Genomic DNA, 17,050 nt, shown 5'->3' with positions numbered 1-17,050 from the left:
TGTAGCAACCGTCAGATGGTGCCGTATCCTAGCAAGGGTCGGCAGGCCCGACCAGATGTCAGGGCAATGACGGATGTCGGCGTTGTTGGAAAATCAAAGGTTCCGGGGCCAGCGAACCGGCCCCGGAAAGAGTGGCTTACTGCCAGGATTTGATCAGCTCATCATAGGCGATGGTCTGTGGCTCTTCGTCTTCGCTTTCCAGTTTCGCTTTGGGCGAACCGGGCTGGGACAGCCAGTACTCTGGGTCACGCTCTTCGTTCATCTTGGGGCCAATGTCCCCTTGAACGCCGGCACGCTCCAGACGGATCAGGACTTTTTCCTGATCGGCGCACAGGGCATCAAGCGCTTCCTGAGGGGTCTTCGCACCGGACATGGCGTCGCCGATGTTCTGCCACCACAGCTGCGCCAGCTTTGGATAGTCAGGCACGTTGGTACCGGTTGGGGACCACTGAACGCGCGCTGGCGAACGGTAGAATTCAACCAGACCACCCAGTTTCGGTGCACGCTCTGTAAAGCTTTCGTGCTGGATCGACGATTCACGGATGAAGGTCAGGCCAACGTGGCTTTTCTTGACGTCCACAGTCTTGGAGGTGACGAACTGCGCATAGAGCCAAGCGGCCTGTGCACGGTCCACCGGCGTGGATTTCATCAGCGTCCACGACCCGGCATCCTGATACCCGATCTTGGTGCCTTCGGTCCAATAGGCACCGTGGGGCGAAGGTGCCATGCGCCATTTCGGCGTGCCATCTTCGTTCATCACGGGCAGGTCAGGCTCTACCGACGCGGCGGTAAAGGCGGTGTACCAGAACATCTGCTGGGCCACGTTGCCCTGCGCCGGAATTGGGCCCGCTTCAGAGAAGGTCATGCCCGCAGCCGCCGGAGGCGAATACTTCTGCAGCCATTCGATCGCTTTGGTCACAGCATAGACCGCTGCTGGCCCGTTTGTGGCACCGCCACGTGCAACGCAAGACCCCACAGGCTGCGAGTTTTCGTTGACGCGGATACCCCATTCATCGACGGGCAGACCGTTTGGCTCGCCCACGTCACCGGCACCGGCCATCGACAGCCACGCATCGGTGTAGCGCCAGCCAAGCGACGGGTCTTTCTTGCCGTAGTCCATGTTGCCAAAGACTTCGCCTTCGACGCCAAGACGCGACAGGTCGCGACCGGTGAAGAATTCCGCGATGTCCTCATATGCGGACCAGTTGACCGGAACACCAAGATCGTAGCCATATTTCTCTTTGAAATCAGCCTTGTTCTGTTCGTCGTTGAACCAATCGTAGCGGAACCAGTACAGGTTCGCAAACTGCTGGTCGGGCAGCTGGTAGATCTTGCCATCGGGGCCGGTCGTGAACGACAGGCCGATGAAGTCTTCGAGGTCGAGACCGGGGTTGGTCACGGCCTTGCCTTCGCCTTCCATCCAGTCGGACAGGTTGCGGGCTTGCTGATAGCGCCAGTGCGTCCCGATCAGGTCGGAATCGTTGATATAGGCGTCATAGATGTTCTCGCCCGACTGCATTTGCGTTTGCAGCTTTTCGACAACGTCACCTTCGCCGATCAGGTCATGGGTGACCTTGATGCCGGTGATCGCTTCGAAAGCGGGGGCCAGAACGGTGGATTCGTAGGTGTGCGTGCCGATTGTCTCGGACACGACGTTGATCGACATGCCTTCAAACGGTTTTGCAGCGTCGATAAAGAACTGCAGTTCGGCTTCCTGGTCTTCCCGCGACAGCGCGGAGAGATCGCCGATTTCCTTATCAAGGAAAGCCTTTGCGGCCTCCATGTCGGCGAACGCAGGTGCGGCAAACATGCAAGCCGCAAGCCCGATCGCAGTCGTTCCCTTTAAGCGCAAGTTCATGATGTTCCTCCCTAGAATTGAACATTTGAGAGGTCCGGTTCTTGCAGGCCGGCCCCCCTTATTTTCCTTTCCTAGACCCAGCGGAAAACCGCGATGGCATAGAAAAGGCAGACAACCAATGCCCCCCATTGGGGCGCACTGAGCAGCCCGAGCCAAGCCAGATTGATAAAGGCCGAGCCCAGAAGCGTGATGAACAACCGGTCACCGCGCGTCGTTTCCATCCCCAGTATACCGGCGCGCGGCACTTCGGGGAATTTGATTGCAAGGATCGTAAAGGTGATCAGCGTCACCGCGATGATCCCAAAGAAAGCGGCGGTGGGCCAAGTCCAAGCCATCCAGTCCATAATGTTTCCTCCGGTCTTTCTTTGTTAAACGCGGCCCAAGGCAAAGCCTTTGGCGATGTAGTTGCGCACGAAATAGATCACCAGGGCACCGGGTACGATGGTCAGCACCCCTGCCGCGGCCAGCACGCCCCAGTCGATCCCGGCGGCCCCGACAGTACGGGTCATGGTGGCGGCAATTGGCTTGGCGTCCACGCTGGTCAACGTCCGGCTCAGTAGCAGCTCAACCCAGCTGAACATGAACAGGAAGAAGGCCGTGACCCCGATCCCCGAGGCGACCAGCGGCGTGAAGATACGGATGAAAAAGCGCGGGAAGCTGTAGCCGTCGATATAGGCCGTCTCGTCGATCTCTTTCGGGACGCCGCGCATGAACCCTTCGAGGATCCACACCGCCAGCGGCACGTTGAACAGACAATGTGCCAGCGCCACAGCGATATGCGTGTCGAACAACCCGACGGAGCTATAAAGCTGGAAGAACGGCAGCGCGAAAACCGCGGGCGGGGCCATCCGGTTGGTCAGCAGCCAGAAGAACAGGTGCTTGTCGCCCATGAAGCTGTAGCGCGAGAAGGCGTAGGCCGCCGGCAGCGCCACCGCGAGCGAGATCACCATGTTCATCACCACATAAGCCATCGAGTTCAGATAGCCCGTGTACCATGACGCATCCGTCAGGATCGTCATATAGTTGTCGAACGTCAGATCACGCGGCCACAGGGTAAAGCTGTTGAGGATCTCTGTGTTGGTCTTGAGGCTCATGTTCAGCAGCCAGTAGATCGGCAGCAGCAAGAACAGCAGATAGAGCGCCATGACAATCGCATTGCCCTTGATCTTGGGCAGGGCAAACCCTCTTTTTTGTGCAAGATCGGACATCAGTGGCCATCCCTTTTATCAAGGTTCGTCATCACGGTGTAGAACACATAGGAGATCAGCAGGATCACCAGATAATACATGATCGAGAACGCCGCCGCAGGACCAAGGTCGAACTGTCCGAGGGCCATCTTGACCAGATCGATCGACAGGAAGGTGGTAGAGTTACCAGGCCCCCCGCCCGTCACGACGAACGGTTCGGTGTAGATCATGAAGCTGTCCATAAACCGCAGCAGGATCGCGATCATCAGAACGCCCATCATCTTGGGCAGCTCGATATAGCGGAAGACTTTCCAGCGGCTCGCCTGGTCGATCTTGGCCGCCTGATAGTAAGCATCGGGGATGGATTGTAGACCGGCATAGGCCAGCAGCGCCACCAGTGACGTCCAGTGCCAGACATCCATCACGATCACAGTGATCCATGCGGCATAGAAATCCTGAGTGTAGTTATAGTCGATGCCCAAGGCCGACAGCGTGTAGCCCAACAGGCCAATGTCCACGCGGCCAAAGATTTGCCAGATGGTGCCCACAACGTTCCACGGGATCAACAGCGGCAGCGACATCAGGACCAGACACAGCGAGGCCCAGAACCCTTTCTTGGGCATGTTCAGCGCGACGAAGATCCCCAGCGGGATTTCAATCGCCAGAATGATCACCGAAAACGCGATCTGGCGGCCCAAGGCGTTCCACATCCGCTCGGATTCAATCATCTCGCGGAACCAGTCGAGGCCAGCCCAGAAGAACTGGTTGTTCCCGAAGGTATCCTGCACGGAATAGTTCACCACGGTCATCAGCGGGATCACGGCAGAGAAAGCCACCAGCAGCAGCACGGGCAGTACAAGGAACCAGGCCTTTTGATTGACGGTCTTGTTCATGACGCGGTCCTTTCAGCGAGGGTCAGCGGGAAAGCGGCGGATTGGATCATCTTAGGCCCCCTGCGGCGCAACGCGCCAGCTGTTGGCATAGACATTCACCCCGGCAGGGTCGAAAACAATGCGGTTCATATCCGGAGAAATCTCGGCACCTTCTTCGGCGATCACGTTGATTTCACTGCCATTAAAGTCAGCACGCACGATCTTGTGGCGGCCCACATCCTCGATCCGCTTGATCGTGACAGGCAGCCCCGCCGCGCCCGTGGCAAGCCGTGTGAATTCAGGCCGCACGCCCAGTTCGACCTTGCCGTCAAGCGGCGCAAAGCCGTGGCCCAAGTCGATCTCGTGGCCGCCAATGACGGCCTTGTCGCCGGTCACCGTCGCGTCCAGCACATTCATACCGGGCGAGCCGATGAAATAGCCAACGAAGGTGTGCTGTGGCGTCTCGAACAGCTCTTGCGGGGTGCCCATCTGCACAACGCGGCCGTCATACATGACGACGACCTTATCCGCAAAAGTCAGCGCCTCTGTCTGGTCATGTGTCACATAGATCATTGTGTGGCCGAATTCATGGTGCAGCGACTTTAGCTGCGTGCGCAGTTCCCACTTCATATGGGGGTCGATCACGGTCAGCGGTTCGTCAAACAGCAGCGCGTTCACGTCCTCGCGCACCATCCCCCGCCCGAGCGAGATTTTCTGCTTCGCATCCGCCGTCAACCCGCGCGCCTTGCGGTTCAGCATGTCTTCCATGCCGATCATCCCCGCGATCTGCTGCACGCGCTGCGCGACATAGGCCGCATCCGCGCCCCGGTTGCGCAGCGGGAACGCCAGATTGTCGCGCACGGTCATCGTGTCATAGACCACCGGAAACTGGAAAACCTGCGCGATGTTGCGCTTGGTCGTGGGGTCGTTGGTCACGTCACGGTCGTTGAACAGGATGCGGCCCTGACTGGGGTGCAGCAGGCCCGAGATGATGTTCAGCAACGTGGATTTCCCGCAGCCCGACGCGCCCAAAAGCGCATAGGCCTCGCCGTCCACCCAATCGTGGTTCAGCTCTTTCAGCGCGAAATCATCTTCGCTGGTGGGGTTGGGCAAATAGGAATGCGCCAGGTTATCAAGGGTGATTTTTGCCATTGGTCCGGTCCTCCCTCAGGCCGCTGCCGCATAGGATGCGGGGGCCACGGATGTGCCGTCTTCGGCAAAGATGTAAACATGTGTCGGGTCAAGATAGACGTTCAGCGGAGCCCCGATCTTGAGGTCTTTGACCCCGTGCACCAGACCGACCCAGTTTTCACCGTGGTGATCAAGGTGGATAAAGGTTTCCGACCCCGTAATCTCGGTCACGTTCAGCTTGCCCGCAAACTCCAGCGCGTCGTCAGACTGCTTGGACAGTTCAAGGTGATTGGGGCGGAAGCCCGCAACATAGCTGCCATCGGCCACGGTCTTGAAGTTCCCGAAGGTCGAGACCGTGTTGCCGTCGCCAAAGGTCAGCGTGTCGCCGGCCTTGGTGATGTTGAGGAAGTTCATCGGCGGGTCAGAGAAGACGCGCGCAGTCGTGGCATCGACGGGCTGGCGGTAGACCACGGGGGTCAGGCCGAACTGCGTGATGCGCCCTTCCCACAATGTGGCGGTGTGCCCGCCCAGCAAAAGCGCCTCTTCGGGTTCGGTCGTGGCATAGACAAAGATCGAGCCTGCTTCCTCAAAGATTTTCGGAATCTCGGCCCGCAGCTCTTCGCGCAGTTTGTAATCAAGGTTCGCCAGTGGTTCGTCCAGCAACACCAGCCCCGCGTCCTTGACCAAAGCGCGGGCCAGCGCGCAGCGTTGCTGTTGCCCGCCCGACAGTTCCAGCGGCTTGCGGTCCAGCATCGGCGTCAACTGCATCAGATCGGCGGCCTTGCGCACGGCGCTGTCGATCTCGTCCTTGGATTTGCCCAGCAACCGCATGGGGCTGGCGATGTTGTTGTAGACGGTCATCGACGGGTAGTTGATGAACTGCTGATACACCATCGCCACACCGCGATCCTGAACGCGCATGCCGGTGACATCCTCGCCGTTCCAGATCACCTTGCCGGTGTTGGGCACATCCAGCCCCGCCATCAACCGCATCAGGGAAGTCTTGCCCGCAGATGTCGGCCCCAGCAGCACGTTCATGGTGCCGGATTGCAGCTCAAGATCTGTCGGATGAATATGCGTCTGGCCGTTTACGACCTTGGACACGCCTTGCAAAACGAGCGACATGTTCCTCTCCCCTTCACGCGCCAGTGGCGGCTGTAGTGTTGTCGGCGGGCGTGGCGGTGGTTTCCACCATCCAAGCTTCCAACGTGTTCAATTCATCCGCGTCAAGCCGCAGGCCCAGTTTGGACCGGCGCCAGATGATGTCGTCAGCGGTGCGGGCAAATTCCTTGTCGATCAGCCACTTGGCCTCTCGCTCGGTCAGGGTCGCGCCGAAATCGCGCCCCAGATCTGCCGCGGTTTGCGCGTCGCCCAAGACATCAAATGCCTCGCGCCCGTAGGCTTTGACCAGACGATCGGCCCAACGTTGGGTCAAAAAGCCGTAGCGGTCCTGCAACTCTTGTTTCAACGCCGCCACGCCGTCTACCGGAAAATCGCCGCCAGGCAAGGCGACACCCGCCGTCCAGGGTTTGGCGTCATTGGCGAAATAGGGCTGGATCTTCTCTAGCGCGCTTTCGGCCAGACGGCGGTAGGTGGTAATCTTGCCGCCAAAGACGTTCAGCACCGGCGCACCGGCGGATGTGTCGACCTTCAACACATAGTCCCGCGTCGCCGCCGTGGCAGAGCTCGCCCCGTCGTTATACAGCGGGCGCACGCCGGAGTAGGTCCAGACGATATCGTCGGTGGTGATCTGCTTTTTCAGGTATTTGGACGCAAAACGCACGAGGTAGTCCTGCTCCTCGGGGGTGCAGACCGGCTTTTCGGACACATCCGTGTGGTCGGCATCTGTGGTGCCGATCAGGGTAAAATCCGTCTCGTAAGGAATGGTAAAGATGATGCGCCCGTCTTCGCCTTGGAAGAAGTAGCATTTGTCGTGGTCATACAGCTTGGGCGTCACGATATGGCTGCCCCGCACCAGCCGCACCCCTTCCGAGGAATTGATGCGCACGGTGTTGCGGATCACGTTTTCCACCCACGGGCCACCGGCGTTGACCAACATCTTGGCCTGTACCACGCGTTGGCGGCCGCCGTCTTTCGGTTCCAGCGTGACCTGCCACATGCCGTCGACCTGCTCGGCCGAGACGACCTTGGTGCGGGTGTTGATCCGCGCACCACGGGCTTGGGCGTCGCGGGCGTTCAGCACCACCAGACGGCTGTCTTCGATCCAGCAGTCGGAATACTCATAGGCCTTTTCGAACTTGTCCTGCAGCGGTGCCCCCTCGGGGGCCTGCGTCAGATCGACCGCGGTCGTCCCCTTGAGGATCTGCCGCCCGCCCAGATTGTCATACATGAACAGACCCAAGCGGATCAGCCACGCAGGGCGACGCCCCTTCATCCACGGCATGAACACGTTGAGCAGCTTTGAGGTGGGCGTATCCCCCTCGAACCGCATATCCTTATGATAAGGCAGCACAAACCGCATCGGCCAAGAGATATGCGGCATCGCTTTCAGCAGGGTTTCGCGTTCGATCAACGCCTCGCGGACAAGGCGGACCTCCCAGTATTCCAGATAGCGCAACCCGCCGTGAAACAGCTTGGTCGAGGCCGAGGAGGTTGCCGAGGCCAGATCGTTCATCTCTGCCAGCTCGACGGTAAACCCACGGCCCACGGCGTCGCGTGCAATGCCGCAGCCGTTGATCCCTCCGCCGATCACAAAGAGATCGACGCTGTGTTCTGTTTCAAGCTGGCTCAATGAAGCCTCCCCGCATCATTTTCGCGTCTCGCAGCTAGGTTTGCGGGACGTCGTGACAAAAGACACCAAGCCCCTTCGTTTTTCAAGATCGAACGTTCGTTTCTTTTCGTTTTCGACTATAGCCTTGATTTTAGGCGCATTAATCCTTCGTCTGACGCGCATTTCTGCGCCTTACAGACGATATACCACGATTCGCGGCCTTGACGTGCTTCGCTTTCCGTAGATTGTAAGTTTTGGTCGGGCGTGCAGAAACCTTGGGCATCCTCAGCCAAAGACGGGGGGATCTATGTCAAATTTCAGACAGCGCGAGATTTTGGAGCTGGCGCGCAAGGACGGCAAAGTCACCGTCGACGGGCTGGCAGAGGCGTATAATGTCACCGTGCAGACCATCCGCCGCGACCTGTCCGAGCTTGCTGAAAGCGGCAAGCTGGAACGGGTGCATGGCGGCGCGGTGATCCCGTCGGGGGTGGTGAATATCGTCTATGACGAACGCCGCCGCCTGAACGAGGAAGGCAAACGCGCCATCGCCGAACATTGTGCGCAGGCGATCCCGCATGGGGCGTCGGTGTTCATGAACATCGGCACCAGTACCGAAGCGGTCGCGCAGGAGATGCTGCATCACGAAAACCTGCTAGTCGTGACGAACAACCTCAACATCGCCAATATCCTCGCCGCCAACCAAAGCTGCGAGATCATCCTGACGGGCGGCGTCTTGCGCCGTGCGGATGGCGGCATGGTCGGCGGGCTGACCGCCGAGATGGTCAAACAGTTCAAGTTCGATTTCTCGGTTCTGGGCTGTTCTGCCATTGATGCGGATGGCGATCTGCTGGATTTCGACGGGCAAGAGGTGCTGGTCAGCCGGTCCGCCATCGGGCGGTCACGCACGGTGATGGTCGTGGCCGACCACCTGAAGTTCCAGCGCAAGGCCCCGCTGACGATCTGTTCGCTGCGCGATGTGAACACGTTGTTCACCGACCACCACCTGCCCGATGCGCTGAAGGCGGAATGCGCGGGCTGGGGCACCTCGGTTGTGACGGCCTGACCCGAGTATGGACTTAACCCCATGAAGCACCATGACTCGCGCGGCTGGCTTTTTGTCGCCCCCGCCTGCCTCTTGCTGGGGGTGGTCGGGCTGATCCCGCTGGTCACCGTCATCAACTATTCGTTTTTCGAGATTTTCACCCTGCAATCGCGCTTCTGGATCGGCACCGAATGGTTTCGCGACCTGATCACCGCACCGCGTTTCTGGGCGAGCTTCGGGCGCAGCGCGCTGTTCTCGACCTTCGTGCTGTGCATCCAGATCCCGCTGGGGGTCGCGCTGGCCCTGTGCATCCCGCGCGGACGGATCTGGGCGGGGGCGGCCTTGGCTGTGCTGTCGCTGCCGCTGCTCGTACCGTGGAATATGATCCCTGCGCTCTGGTTGAGCCTGATGGATGGCGACACAGGTATTTTGGGGCAGTGGCTGGCGGGCTACGGCTGGCCTGCCGCGTGGAAGGACAGCGCCGTGCTGACCTGGCTGGTGATCTTGGCAATGGACACGTGGCACTGGACCAGCCTTGTCGTCATCCTCGCCTATAGCGCGCTGACCACGATCCCCGATCCGCTTTATCAGGCGGCCGCCATCGATGGGGCGCGCCCGTGGCAGGTGTTTCGCCACATCCAGTTGCCGCGGTTGCAGCATGTGCTGCTCATGGCGGTGCTGCTGCGGTTCATGGACAGTTTCATGATCTACACGGAGGCCTTTCCGATCAATGCCGGCGGCCCGGCCGAGGCCAGCCTGTTCCTCGCCGTGGATCTGGGCGAAGAGATCAAGGCGTTCAACTACGGCCCCTCGGCCGCGCGGTCGGTGCTATATTTCCTGATCGTGCTGTCGGTTGCATGGGTCTTTACCAAGGTGCAGGCGAAGCTTGACGATCCCAAACCGGGGGTGCCGTGATGATACCGCGTCGGGCATGGCCCGTGATCAAACTGGCGCTGCTGGGGGCGTTCATCCTCTTTACCATCCTGCCGCTGGTGCAGATGACGGTGTTAAGCTTTACCGCGACGCTGGCGCAGGACGGGCTGAGCTTGGGCGAGACGACGCTGCGCAACTATCGCGCCATCTGGGCCGACCCGAGCTTGCGCGCGGCCTTTGGCAATTCAGTCGCCTATGTGCTGATCAATATCGCGATCACCATCCCCGTCGCCCTGCCCGCAGCCTTTGCCTTTGCGCGGCTGTCGTTTCTGGGGGACAAACACCTGTTCTTCAGCTTCATCGCCTTTCGCATCACCCCGCCCGTAGTGCTGACCCTGCCGATTTTCCAGCTTTTCTCGGTGCTTGGCATCGTCAACTCGGTCACCGGCATCGCGCTGGCCCATTGTCTGTTCAACCTGCCGGTATCGATCTGGATTCTGCAGGGCTTCATCGCCGCCGTCCCGCGCGAGATGGACGAGACGGCCTTCCTTGATGGCTATTCGCGCCCCCGCTACATCTGGAAAATCCTGCTACCGCAGATCGCGCCCGGCATCGCGGTGACTGCGTTTTTCTGCTTTATGTTCAGCTGGGTAGAAGTCGTCTTTGCCCGCATCCTGACCACCACCAACGGCAAGCCGATCTCTATGGCGCTCAGCGCGATGTTCGGCTTTCAGACGGATATCGGGATGGTCATGGCCTTCACGCTGACATCTATGTTGCCCGGCGCATTGCTGCTGTTTGCCATGCGCAACCATCTGTCCCGCGGGTTCAAGGTCGGGCGGGTCTAGAGGCCGCCCTCCCCTTCAAGGCTACCCCCGTGCCGCCTGACGCGAGGTGCGGCGCGTCACCAGCAAACGGTTGATGAAGGCGAGGACAAAGATCACCGTCAGGATCAACACGATTGTCGGTGCCGGTGCGCTATCCAGAAAGAAGCTGGCGTAGACGCCCGCGAACATCGACAACAGGCAGACCAGCACAGATACGATCAGCATCGGGCCAAAGCTGCGCACCACCAGAAAGGCAATCGCCCCCGGTGTGACCAGCAACGCCACGGCAAGGATCAGCCCCGTCGCCGTCAGCGTCGCCACGATGGTCAGCGACAACACCGCCAGCAACCCATAGTGCAAGACCCCCGTGTGCAGCCCGCTGGCCTGCGCCTGTGCGGGGTCAAAGGCGTGCAGCAGCAGATCTTTCCACTTGAGCACCAGAAACGCCGTCACAAAGGCCGAGATCAGCCCCGCCGTCCAAAGATCCTGCGCGCCGACGCCCAGCATATTGCCGAACAACACGTGATCCAGATGCTGGTTCGTGGTGATCGAGGTGTACATGATGATGCCGATCCCGAACATGCCCGAAAAGACGACCCCCATCACGGTGTCCTGTTTGATCCGGCTGTTATAGCTCAGGTATCCGGTCAGCATCGCGCAGGACATGCCCGCGGCAAAGGCCCCTACAATCAGCGGCAACCCCGTGATCCATGCCAGCACCACCCCAGGCAACACAGCGTGACTGACCGCATCGCCCATCAGCGCCCACCCTTTGAGCACGAGAAAACACGACAGCAGCGCCGTGGGTGGGGCGACCAGCAGCACGATCCAGAAAGCGTTCTGCATGAAGGGAAACTGGAAGGGGAACAGCAACGTCTCGATCATGGGGCCACCCCGTCTCGCAAGGATTTGAGCGCCGCCGCAGCCTTTCGCCGCGCGGCCAGCACACCGTGTTTGGGCGCAAAGACAAAGGCCAGCAGGAAGATCGCGGTTTGCAGCGTGACGATCACCCCGCCTGTCGCCCCGTCCAGAAAATAGCTGGCATAGGCCCCCAGAAAGCTGGTGATCGTGCCGATCAGCACCGATACGATGATCAGCCGCGGGAAACGGTCACACAGCAGATAGGCCGTCGCCCCCGGCGTCACGACCATGGCGATCACCAGAAAGGCCCCGACGGTCATCATCGCCGCCACCACCGCCGCCGACAGCAGCATGAAGAACACCGCCTTCAACAGCTCGGGACGCAACCCGATGGAGCGTGCGTGGTTTTCGTCAAAGAAGGTGACCATCAGGTCTTTCCACTTCAGCAGCAGCACGGTCAGACAGACAACCCCGATGATCGCCAACTGCACGATATCCTGCGGCGCGATGGCAAGGATATTGCCCATGATGATGGTCTGGATGCTGACCGACATGGGCGATAGCGACACCATGAAAAGGCCCAGGCCGAAAAATGCGGTAAAGATGATGCCGATGATCACGTCGATCTTCAGCCCCGACCGCCCCGACAGAAACAGCATCGCCCCCGCCGCCATGCCGCCCGCCAGAAACGCGCCAAGCGCGAAGGGTAGCCCCAGCATATAGGCCCCGGCCACACCGGGCACGACAGAATGGCTCAGCGCGTCGCCGATCAGCGACCAGCCCTTGAGCATCAGATAGCACGACAGAAAGGCGCAAACCGCCCCCACCATCGCTGACACCCACATGGCGTTGAACATATAATCATAGCTGAACGGCTCTAGCAGCAGGTCGATCATGTGTCGTCCTCGGAGGTGTCGATGCGTTCGCCGTAATGCACGAAGGGGCGTTCGTCGTCGGTGATGATCCGCAGCTCGCGCCCGTCGTCATCATCGTGCAGGTCTTGCCCCCCAAGGGTAAAGTGCCGCAGCACCCCGCCAAAAGCCGTTTCCAGATTGTCATGGGTAAAGACCGTTTCCGTCGGCCCATAGGCCAGCACCGTGCCCTTGACCAAGACGGTCCGGTCACAGAATTCCGGGACAGAGCCCAGGTTATGCGTCGACACCAGCATCACCCGCCCTTCGTCGCGCAACTCGCGCAGCAGGTCGATGATCTGGTCCTCGGTCTTCACGTCTACGCCGGTAAAGGGTTCGTCCAGCAGGATCACCTGCCCGTTCTGCGCCAAGGCGCGCGCCAGAAAAACGCGTTTGCGCTGCCCGCCAGACAACTCTCCGATCTGGCGATGGCGGAAATCGGTCATGTTGACGCGGCGCAGAGCATCGTCCACCGCCGCATGATCGGCGGCTTTGGGACGGCGCAGAAACCCCATATGCCCATAGCGCCCCATCATTACCACATCCTGCACCAGCACCGGAAAGGCCCAATCGACCTCTTCTGACTGCGGGACATAGGCCACAAGGTTTTCTCGCAACGCCTGTTTGACGGTCTTGCCCAGCAGGGTGATCTGCCCCTGCGCCGCGGGCACAAAGCCCATGATCGCCTTGAACAGCGTGGATTTCCCCGCCCCGTTCACCCCGACCAGCGCCGTGATCGTACCGCGCGGGATCTCGAAGCTGGCATCATAAAGCGCGGTGTGGCCGTTGCGATAGGTCACGGTCACATCGGTGGCCTTGATGCCGATCGCGTCGGGCGCAAGGCTGGCATCTGGGGTCGTCGTGGGGGCGGGGTGCATAGGGGTATCCATTTACTTCAGGCCTGCATCCAGCCCGTCCGCGACAGTCTGCGAGGTGACGCGCAGCAAGTCCAGATAGCTTGGCACGGGCCCCTCGGCGGTGCTGAGGCTATCGACATAAAGCACACCACCATAGGCCGCGCCGGTTTCCCGCGCGACCTGCTTTGCAGGCGAGGTATTCACCGTGCTTTCACAGAAAACGACCGGAATATCATTGTCGCGCACGGAATCGATGACTTTGCGCACCTGCTGCGGTGTGCCGGTCTGATCGGCGTTCATCGGCCAGAGGTAGAGCTCTTTCATCCCGAAATCCCGCGCGAGGTAGCTGAACGCCCCTTCACAGGTCACCAGCCAACGCTGGTCTTCGGGGATCTGCGCAATGCGGTCCCGCAGGGGCGTGATCGTATCGCGGATTTCCTGTTTGTAGCTTTCTGCATTGGCGGCATAGGTCGCCGCATTGTCAGGGTCGTGTTCGGCAAAAGCTGCCGCGATGTTGTCGACGTAGATCAGCGCGTTATCCAGCCCCATCCAGGCGTGGGGGTTCGGCTTGCCCTCATACTCCCCCTCCCCGATCGAAATCGGCTCCACCCCGTCGGTCAGCGTCGCCGACGGAATATCCCCGAGGTTCGAGATGAACTGCTCGAACCACAGCTCTAGGTTCATGCCGTTCCACAGGATCAGATCGGCATCCACCGCGCCCACGATATCGCGCGGGGTGGGCTCATAGCCGTGGATTTCCGCACCCGGCTTAGTGATCGATACCACCTCTGCCGCATCGCCGCCCACCTGCTGCGCCATATCGGCAAGAACCGTAAAGGTCGTGACGACTTTGAAATCAGCGGCAACCGCAGGCACGCCCGCCATCGCTGCAACACCAAGAACCGGGGCAAAAACCGACGCCAGCACATTCTTTCTCATTCTGTTCCTCCAAGAACCAATGCGTTCGCTAGATGTAAATGCGAATTAGTCGCATATGTCAAACATGCAAATAAGAATAGGTCGCATAAACTTGCGGGCAAGGAGAATCTTGCGTAACAAGAAGGCAGACGAGAAAGGACATCGGTTTGACCCACAGCGCTGATTACAAGCAATTGCTGCGTGAAGCGGGCCTGCGGGTCACGCCACAGCGTACAACCATCGTGTCGCTGCTGTCGGAAACCGACGATCACCCCAATGTCGAAGACTTGTATGAAAAGGCGCGCAGACTGGACGACACCGTGTCTGTCGCCACGGTCTATCGCACGATGTCAGTGCTTGAAAACGCAGGGCTGGTGCGCAAACTGGTGCTGGATGATGCCCCTGCCCGCTACGAGATGATGCCCCACACGGACCACGACCATCTGGTCGATGTCGACAGTGGGGATCTGGTGGAAATTCCAGGGACCGAGATCGCGACGCTGCTGGATCGTGTCGCGGCCGAGATGGGCTATGAGCTGGTCAGCCACCACACGGTCATTCGCGCCCGCAAACTTTAGGTCTGCGTCTGATCCGCAAGCGATCTGACCATCGCCGCCGCACCGGCCGAGATCGTGCGCAGGATCACCTCGTCCGGGATGTCACGGATCAGCCAGTCGCGCATCGGGCCAAAGGCTGACAGGAACACCATCAGATTGGCAACGATATCAAGCCGTTGATCGTCGCTATGCATTCCCAGACGCGGGGCAAGCTGGTCGGCCAGATCCTTCATCACCGCAAACTCGCGCGCGTGCAAGGCACGGCGGTCTTCGGCCTGCATATGCGGCACGCACCGATAGGCCAGCAGCGTGCCATCCCGTTTCATCGACCAGCTTTCGCGGAAGTATTTCTCGAACGCATCCTCGAGTGACAGGTTTTCATCCAGCAGAATGATCGGCAGCGTCGACACGTCCTCGCGGAACCACAGTTGGTTCAGCAGGCGGCGCAGGATGTCGTTCTTATTCGCGATATAATCATAGATGCTGGCTTGATTGACGCCCGAGCGCGCACAGATGTCGCGGATCGTGGTGGCGGCAAAGCCTTTCTCAAGAAACAGCGACAAGGCCGCCTCGCAAATCTGTTCGCGGCGGCTTTGGATCAGCGACTGGTTCTGCACGCTGGTAATCTCCGCCTCTGCCAGCATTTGGGTGCGCAGCGCAGACAGCCGATCGCTGCGAATGGCCGTCGTGGATGTGTCGTGCATGGGGCTGTCCTTCATTTGACGTAAATCCTATCGGCTTTCGATATGCGAAACAACCGGCAGCGTGCAGACGCGCCCCACGCAAAACCCCCGCCGGTACGGGGACCGACGGGGGCAGTGCTTTTCCAGCGATGAAGGGCGGGTTTAGTCGCCCAGACCCAGGGCCACAAAGCGCGGGTCACCTGCGCGGCGCACCAACAGCAACAGCGACTTGCGGCCGCCGTCTTTGGCCTCGGTGATCCGGTCCTCCAGATCGGTGATGGACAGGATCGGCTGTTGGCCCGCCTCTGTGATGATGTCCCCGACACGCAGGCCTTTCTCGAAGGCTTCCGACATCTCGTCCACCTCGGTCACGGCCAGACCCTCGACTGAATCATCCGCCCCAAGTTCGGTACGCAGATCATCCGTCAGCGGCGTGATTGTCAGACCAAGCACCGACTTTGACGCAGGCGCTTCGGGCTCTGCCTCATCCTCTGGCTCAGACGCAGACGCCCCTGCCCCCTCGGCATCTTCGCGGCGGCCCAGCTTGACCTTGAGCGTCTGGGATTTCCCCTCGCGCAGGACAGTCACGCGGACCGAGGCCCCGACGGTGCTATTGCCCACCTGACGGACCAGACCGCGGGTGTCTTCAACCTCGACCCCTGCAAAGCTGAGGATCACATCACCGGTTTTCAGGCCCGCATCCTTGGCAGGGCCGTCCGGTACATCGGTGATCAACGCGCCGGACGCTTTGGCAAGCCCCATCGCGTCGGCCACATCCTGGGTAACGTCCTGAATACGCACACCCAACCAGCCGCGACGGGTTTCGCCGAATTCCTTAAGCTGGTTCACAACACGCGTCACGACATTCGACGCCATCGAGAAACCGATCCCGATGGAGCCGCCGTTGGGCGACAGGATCGCGGTGTTCACGCCGATAACTTCGCCGTCCATATTGAACAACGGCCCGCCGGAGTTGCCGCGGTTAATGGCAGCATCCGTCTGGATATAGTCATCGTAGGTGCCCGACAAAGCACGGTTGCGCGCCGAGACGATTCCGGCCGAGACGGAAAACCCCTGCCCCAGCGGGTTCCCCATGGCCAGCACCCAGTCACCAACGCGGGCGGCATTGCTGTCGCCAAAGCTGACGAACGGCAGCGCACTTGGGGCTTCAACCTTAAGCAGGGCGATATCGGTGTTGGGGTCGGTGCCGATGACTTCGGCCTTCAGTTCAAGACCGGTGAAAAACTCGATGGTAATCTCGTCCGCGCCTTCGATCACGTGGTTGTTGGTCACGACGAACCCGTCTTCAGAGATGACAAACCCCGACCCAAGCGCCGAAGATTTGCGTGGCGCGGGGGCTTCGCCACCATTGTTGCGGTCACGGAATTCCTTGAAGAAATCCTCGAAGGGGGAGCCTTCGGGTACGATGCCACGGGGGCCCGTGCGCCCTTCAACGGTGGTGGAGGTGGTGATATTCACGACCGACGGGCTGATCTTTTCCGCAAGCGGCGCAAGGCTTTCGGGTTTGGCCAGTGCGACCACGGCCTGCATCAGGACAAAAGCCAGCGCCAGCATACCCATCATCAACCATTTGATCTGGGGCGATATTGCGTCGGTACGCGACAGGGAAACGGCCTTTGGCTGCATTCGTCAACTCCGGTTTTATAAGGGGCGATACACCCCGTTTGTGTGTCCTTGGCAGAGTGCATCTGCAAACCCACTGCTGCAAGGTGAAAGATGGT

17 protein-coding genes are annotated in these 17,050 nt (G+C 60.1%); 4 read left to right on the top strand and 13 right to left on the bottom strand.

Annotation, left to right across the window (positions count from 1 at the left end):
• Positions 1–136 precede the first annotated feature (136 nt).
• The 7 genes from AB1495_RS11470 to glpD form a co-directional block, all read right to left on the bottom strand.
• Positions 137–1,858 carry an ABC transporter substrate-binding protein gene (locus tag AB1495_RS11470; protein ID WP_037943910.1) on the bottom strand — a complete coding sequence of 574 codons (1,722 nt, stop codon included), beginning with the start codon at positions 1,856–1,858 and terminating at the stop codon, positions 137–139.
• A 71-nt stretch (positions 1,859–1,929) separates the two neighbouring features.
• Positions 1,930–2,202 (bottom strand): DUF2160 domain-containing protein, encoded by a 273-nt coding sequence (locus AB1495_RS11465; RefSeq protein WP_005852584.1) that lies wholly within the window; start codon positions 2,200–2,202, stop codon positions 1,930–1,932.
• Between the two features lie 24 nt (positions 2,203–2,226).
• Positions 2,227–3,066 (bottom strand): carbohydrate ABC transporter permease, encoded by an 840-nt coding sequence (locus tag AB1495_RS11460; protein ID WP_009826627.1) that lies wholly within the window; start codon positions 3,064–3,066, stop codon positions 2,227–2,229.
• Positions 3,066–3,938, bottom strand: a complete 873-nt coding sequence (locus AB1495_RS11455) for a carbohydrate ABC transporter permease (RefSeq protein WP_037943909.1) — start codon at positions 3,936–3,938, stop codon at positions 3,066–3,068. The genes AB1495_RS11460 and AB1495_RS11455 overlap by 1 nt, the downstream gene beginning before the upstream one ends.
• Positions 3,939–3,989: 51 nt before the next feature.
• Positions 3,990–5,069, bottom strand: coding sequence for an ABC transporter ATP-binding protein (locus AB1495_RS11450; RefSeq protein WP_005852578.1), 1,080 nt, complete (start codon positions 5,067–5,069; stop codon positions 3,990–3,992).
• Positions 5,070–5,084: 15 nt separating this feature from the next.
• On the bottom strand, positions 5,085–6,173 hold the full coding sequence (locus AB1495_RS11445) for an ABC transporter ATP-binding protein (RefSeq protein ID WP_074635682.1): 1,089 nt from the start codon (positions 6,171–6,173) through the stop codon (positions 5,085–5,087).
• A gap of 13 nt (positions 6,174–6,186) precedes the next feature.
• Entirely contained in the window at positions 6,187–7,800 is a 1,614-nt protein-coding gene (gene glpD, locus AB1495_RS11440) for a glycerol-3-phosphate dehydrogenase (protein WP_074635680.1), read from the bottom strand.
• 286 nt (positions 7,801–8,086) lie between these two features.
• On the opposite strand from glpD, the gene AB1495_RS11435 reads away from it, so the two are divergent.
• Genes AB1495_RS11435 through AB1495_RS11425 form a run of 3 tightly spaced genes read left to right on the top strand, consistent with a single transcriptional unit; the run spans position 8,087 to position 10,542 of the window.
• The gene (locus AB1495_RS11435; protein ID WP_005852573.1) at positions 8,087–8,842 is read left to right on the top strand and encodes a DeoR/GlpR family DNA-binding transcription regulator; all 756 of its coding nucleotides are present in this window, start codon (positions 8,087–8,089) and stop codon (positions 8,840–8,842) included.
• A 21-nt stretch (positions 8,843–8,863) separates the two neighbouring features.
• Positions 8,864–9,736, top strand: a complete 873-nt coding sequence (locus tag AB1495_RS11430) for a carbohydrate ABC transporter permease (protein ID WP_074635677.1) — start codon at positions 8,864–8,866, stop codon at positions 9,734–9,736.
• The gene (locus tag AB1495_RS11425) at positions 9,736–10,542 is read left to right on the top strand and encodes a carbohydrate ABC transporter permease (RefSeq protein ID WP_050752214.1); all 807 of its coding nucleotides are present in this window, start codon (positions 9,736–9,738) and stop codon (positions 10,540–10,542) included. Before AB1495_RS11430 ends, AB1495_RS11425 begins: the two co-directional genes overlap by 1 nt.
• Positions 10,543–10,563: 21 nt before the next feature.
• Here the strand turns inward: AB1495_RS11425 and AB1495_RS11420 are convergent, their stop codons facing one another.
• From AB1495_RS11420 to AB1495_RS11405, 4 genes are read right to left on the bottom strand one after another with little or no spacing between them, the layout of a single operon-like run.
• Positions 10,564–11,406 (bottom strand): metal ABC transporter permease, encoded by an 843-nt coding sequence (locus AB1495_RS11420; RefSeq protein WP_074635675.1) that lies wholly within the window; start codon positions 11,404–11,406, stop codon positions 10,564–10,566.
• Positions 11,403–12,278 (bottom strand): metal ABC transporter permease, encoded by an 876-nt coding sequence (locus AB1495_RS11415; protein ID WP_005852566.1) that lies wholly within the window; start codon positions 12,276–12,278, stop codon positions 11,403–11,405. Before AB1495_RS11415 ends, AB1495_RS11420 begins: the two co-directional genes overlap by 4 nt.
• Positions 12,275–13,171, bottom strand: a complete 897-nt coding sequence (locus AB1495_RS11410) for a manganese/iron ABC transporter ATP-binding protein (protein WP_005852564.1) — start codon at positions 13,169–13,171, stop codon at positions 12,275–12,277. Before AB1495_RS11410 ends, AB1495_RS11415 begins: the two co-directional genes overlap by 4 nt.
• A gap of 12 nt (positions 13,172–13,183) precedes the next feature.
• The gene (locus AB1495_RS11405) at positions 13,184–14,035 is read right to left on the bottom strand and encodes a metal ABC transporter substrate-binding protein (RefSeq protein WP_005852563.1); all 852 of its coding nucleotides are present in this window, start codon (positions 14,033–14,035) and stop codon (positions 13,184–13,186) included.
• A 200-nt stretch (positions 14,036–14,235) separates the two neighbouring features.
• Between AB1495_RS11405 and AB1495_RS11400 the strand changes: the two genes are divergently transcribed.
• Positions 14,236–14,646, top strand: coding sequence for a Fur family transcriptional regulator (locus AB1495_RS11400; RefSeq protein WP_005852561.1), 411 nt, complete (start codon positions 14,236–14,238; stop codon positions 14,644–14,646).
• Here the strand turns inward: AB1495_RS11400 and AB1495_RS11395 are convergent.
• Together AB1495_RS11395 and AB1495_RS11390 are read right to left on the bottom strand one after the other, a co-directional pair.
• On the bottom strand, positions 14,643–15,329 hold the full coding sequence (locus AB1495_RS11395) for a TetR/AcrR family transcriptional regulator (protein ID WP_235183770.1): 687 nt from the start codon (positions 15,327–15,329) through the stop codon (positions 14,643–14,645). The genes AB1495_RS11400 and AB1495_RS11395 overlap by 4 nt on opposite strands.
• A 141-nt stretch (positions 15,330–15,470) precedes the next feature.
• The gene (locus tag AB1495_RS11390) at positions 15,471–16,955 is read right to left on the bottom strand and encodes a DegQ family serine endoprotease (RefSeq protein WP_037943900.1); all 1,485 of its coding nucleotides are present in this window, start codon (positions 16,953–16,955) and stop codon (positions 15,471–15,473) included.
• Between the last annotated feature and the right edge of the window lie 95 nt (positions 16,956–17,050).

Origin of the sequence: Sulfitobacter pontiacus, from assembly GCF_040790665.1 — a bacterium.
In the GTDB taxonomy this organism is placed as follows: Bacteria; Pseudomonadota; Alphaproteobacteria; order Rhodobacterales; family Rhodobacteraceae; genus Sulfitobacter; species Sulfitobacter pontiacus.
The sequence above is the reverse complement of the archived record's forward strand: the minus strand, read 5'-3'. Positions and strand labels throughout refer to the sequence as shown.

What these genes read in the sequence shown, in the direction of transcription:
- AB1495_RS11455 (WP_037943909.1), bottom strand. Translation starts at nt 3,938, where the DNA reads ATGAACAAGACCGTCAATCAAAAGGCCTGGTTCCTTGTACTGCCCGTG.
- AB1495_RS11425 (WP_050752214.1), top strand. Translation starts at nt 9,736, where the DNA reads ATGATACCGCGTCGGGCATGGCCCGTGATCAAACTGGCGCTGCTGGGG.
- AB1495_RS11415 (WP_005852566.1), bottom strand. Translation starts at nt 12,278, where the DNA reads ATGATCGACCTGCTGCTAGAGCCGTTCAGCTATGATTATATGTTCAAC.
- AB1495_RS11435 (WP_005852573.1), top strand. Translation starts at nt 8,087, where the DNA reads ATGTCAAATTTCAGACAGCGCGAGATTTTGGAGCTGGCGCGCAAGGAC.
- AB1495_RS11395 (WP_235183770.1), bottom strand. Translation starts at nt 15,329, where the DNA reads ATGCACGACACATCCACGACGGCCATTCGCAGCGATCGGCTGTCTGCG.
- AB1495_RS11470 (WP_037943910.1), bottom strand. Translation starts at nt 1,858, where the DNA reads ATGAACTTGCGCTTAAAGGGAACGACTGCGATCGGGCTTGCGGCTTGC.
- AB1495_RS11405 (WP_005852563.1), bottom strand. Translation starts at nt 14,035, where the DNA reads ATGGCGGGCGTGCCTGCGGTTGCCGCTGATTTCAAAGTCGTCACGACC.
- AB1495_RS11450 (WP_005852578.1), bottom strand. Translation starts at nt 5,069, where the DNA reads ATGGCAAAAATCACCCTTGATAACCTGGCGCATTCCTATTTGCCCAAC.
- AB1495_RS11430 (WP_074635677.1), top strand. Translation starts at nt 8,864, where the DNA reads ATGAAGCACCATGACTCGCGCGGCTGGCTTTTTGTCGCCCCCGCCTGC.
- AB1495_RS11465 (WP_005852584.1), bottom strand. Translation starts at nt 2,202, where the DNA reads ATGGACTGGATGGCTTGGACTTGGCCCACCGCCGCTTTCTTTGGGATC.
- AB1495_RS11445 (WP_074635682.1), bottom strand. Translation starts at nt 6,173, where the DNA reads ATGTCGCTCGTTTTGCAAGGCGTGTCCAAGGTCGTAAACGGCCAGACG.
- AB1495_RS11420 (WP_074635675.1), bottom strand. Translation starts at nt 11,406, where the DNA reads ATGATCGAGACGTTGCTGTTCCCCTTCCAGTTTCCCTTCATGCAGAAC.
- AB1495_RS11410 (WP_005852564.1), bottom strand. Translation starts at nt 13,171, where the DNA reads ATGCACCCCGCCCCCACGACGACCCCAGATGCCAGCCTTGCGCCCGAC.
- AB1495_RS11460 (WP_009826627.1), bottom strand. Translation starts at nt 3,066, where the DNA reads ATGTCCGATCTTGCACAAAAAAGAGGGTTTGCCCTGCCCAAGATCAAG.
- AB1495_RS11390 (WP_037943900.1), bottom strand. Translation starts at nt 16,955, where the DNA reads ATGCAGCCAAAGGCCGTTTCCCTGTCGCGTACCGACGCAATATCGCCC.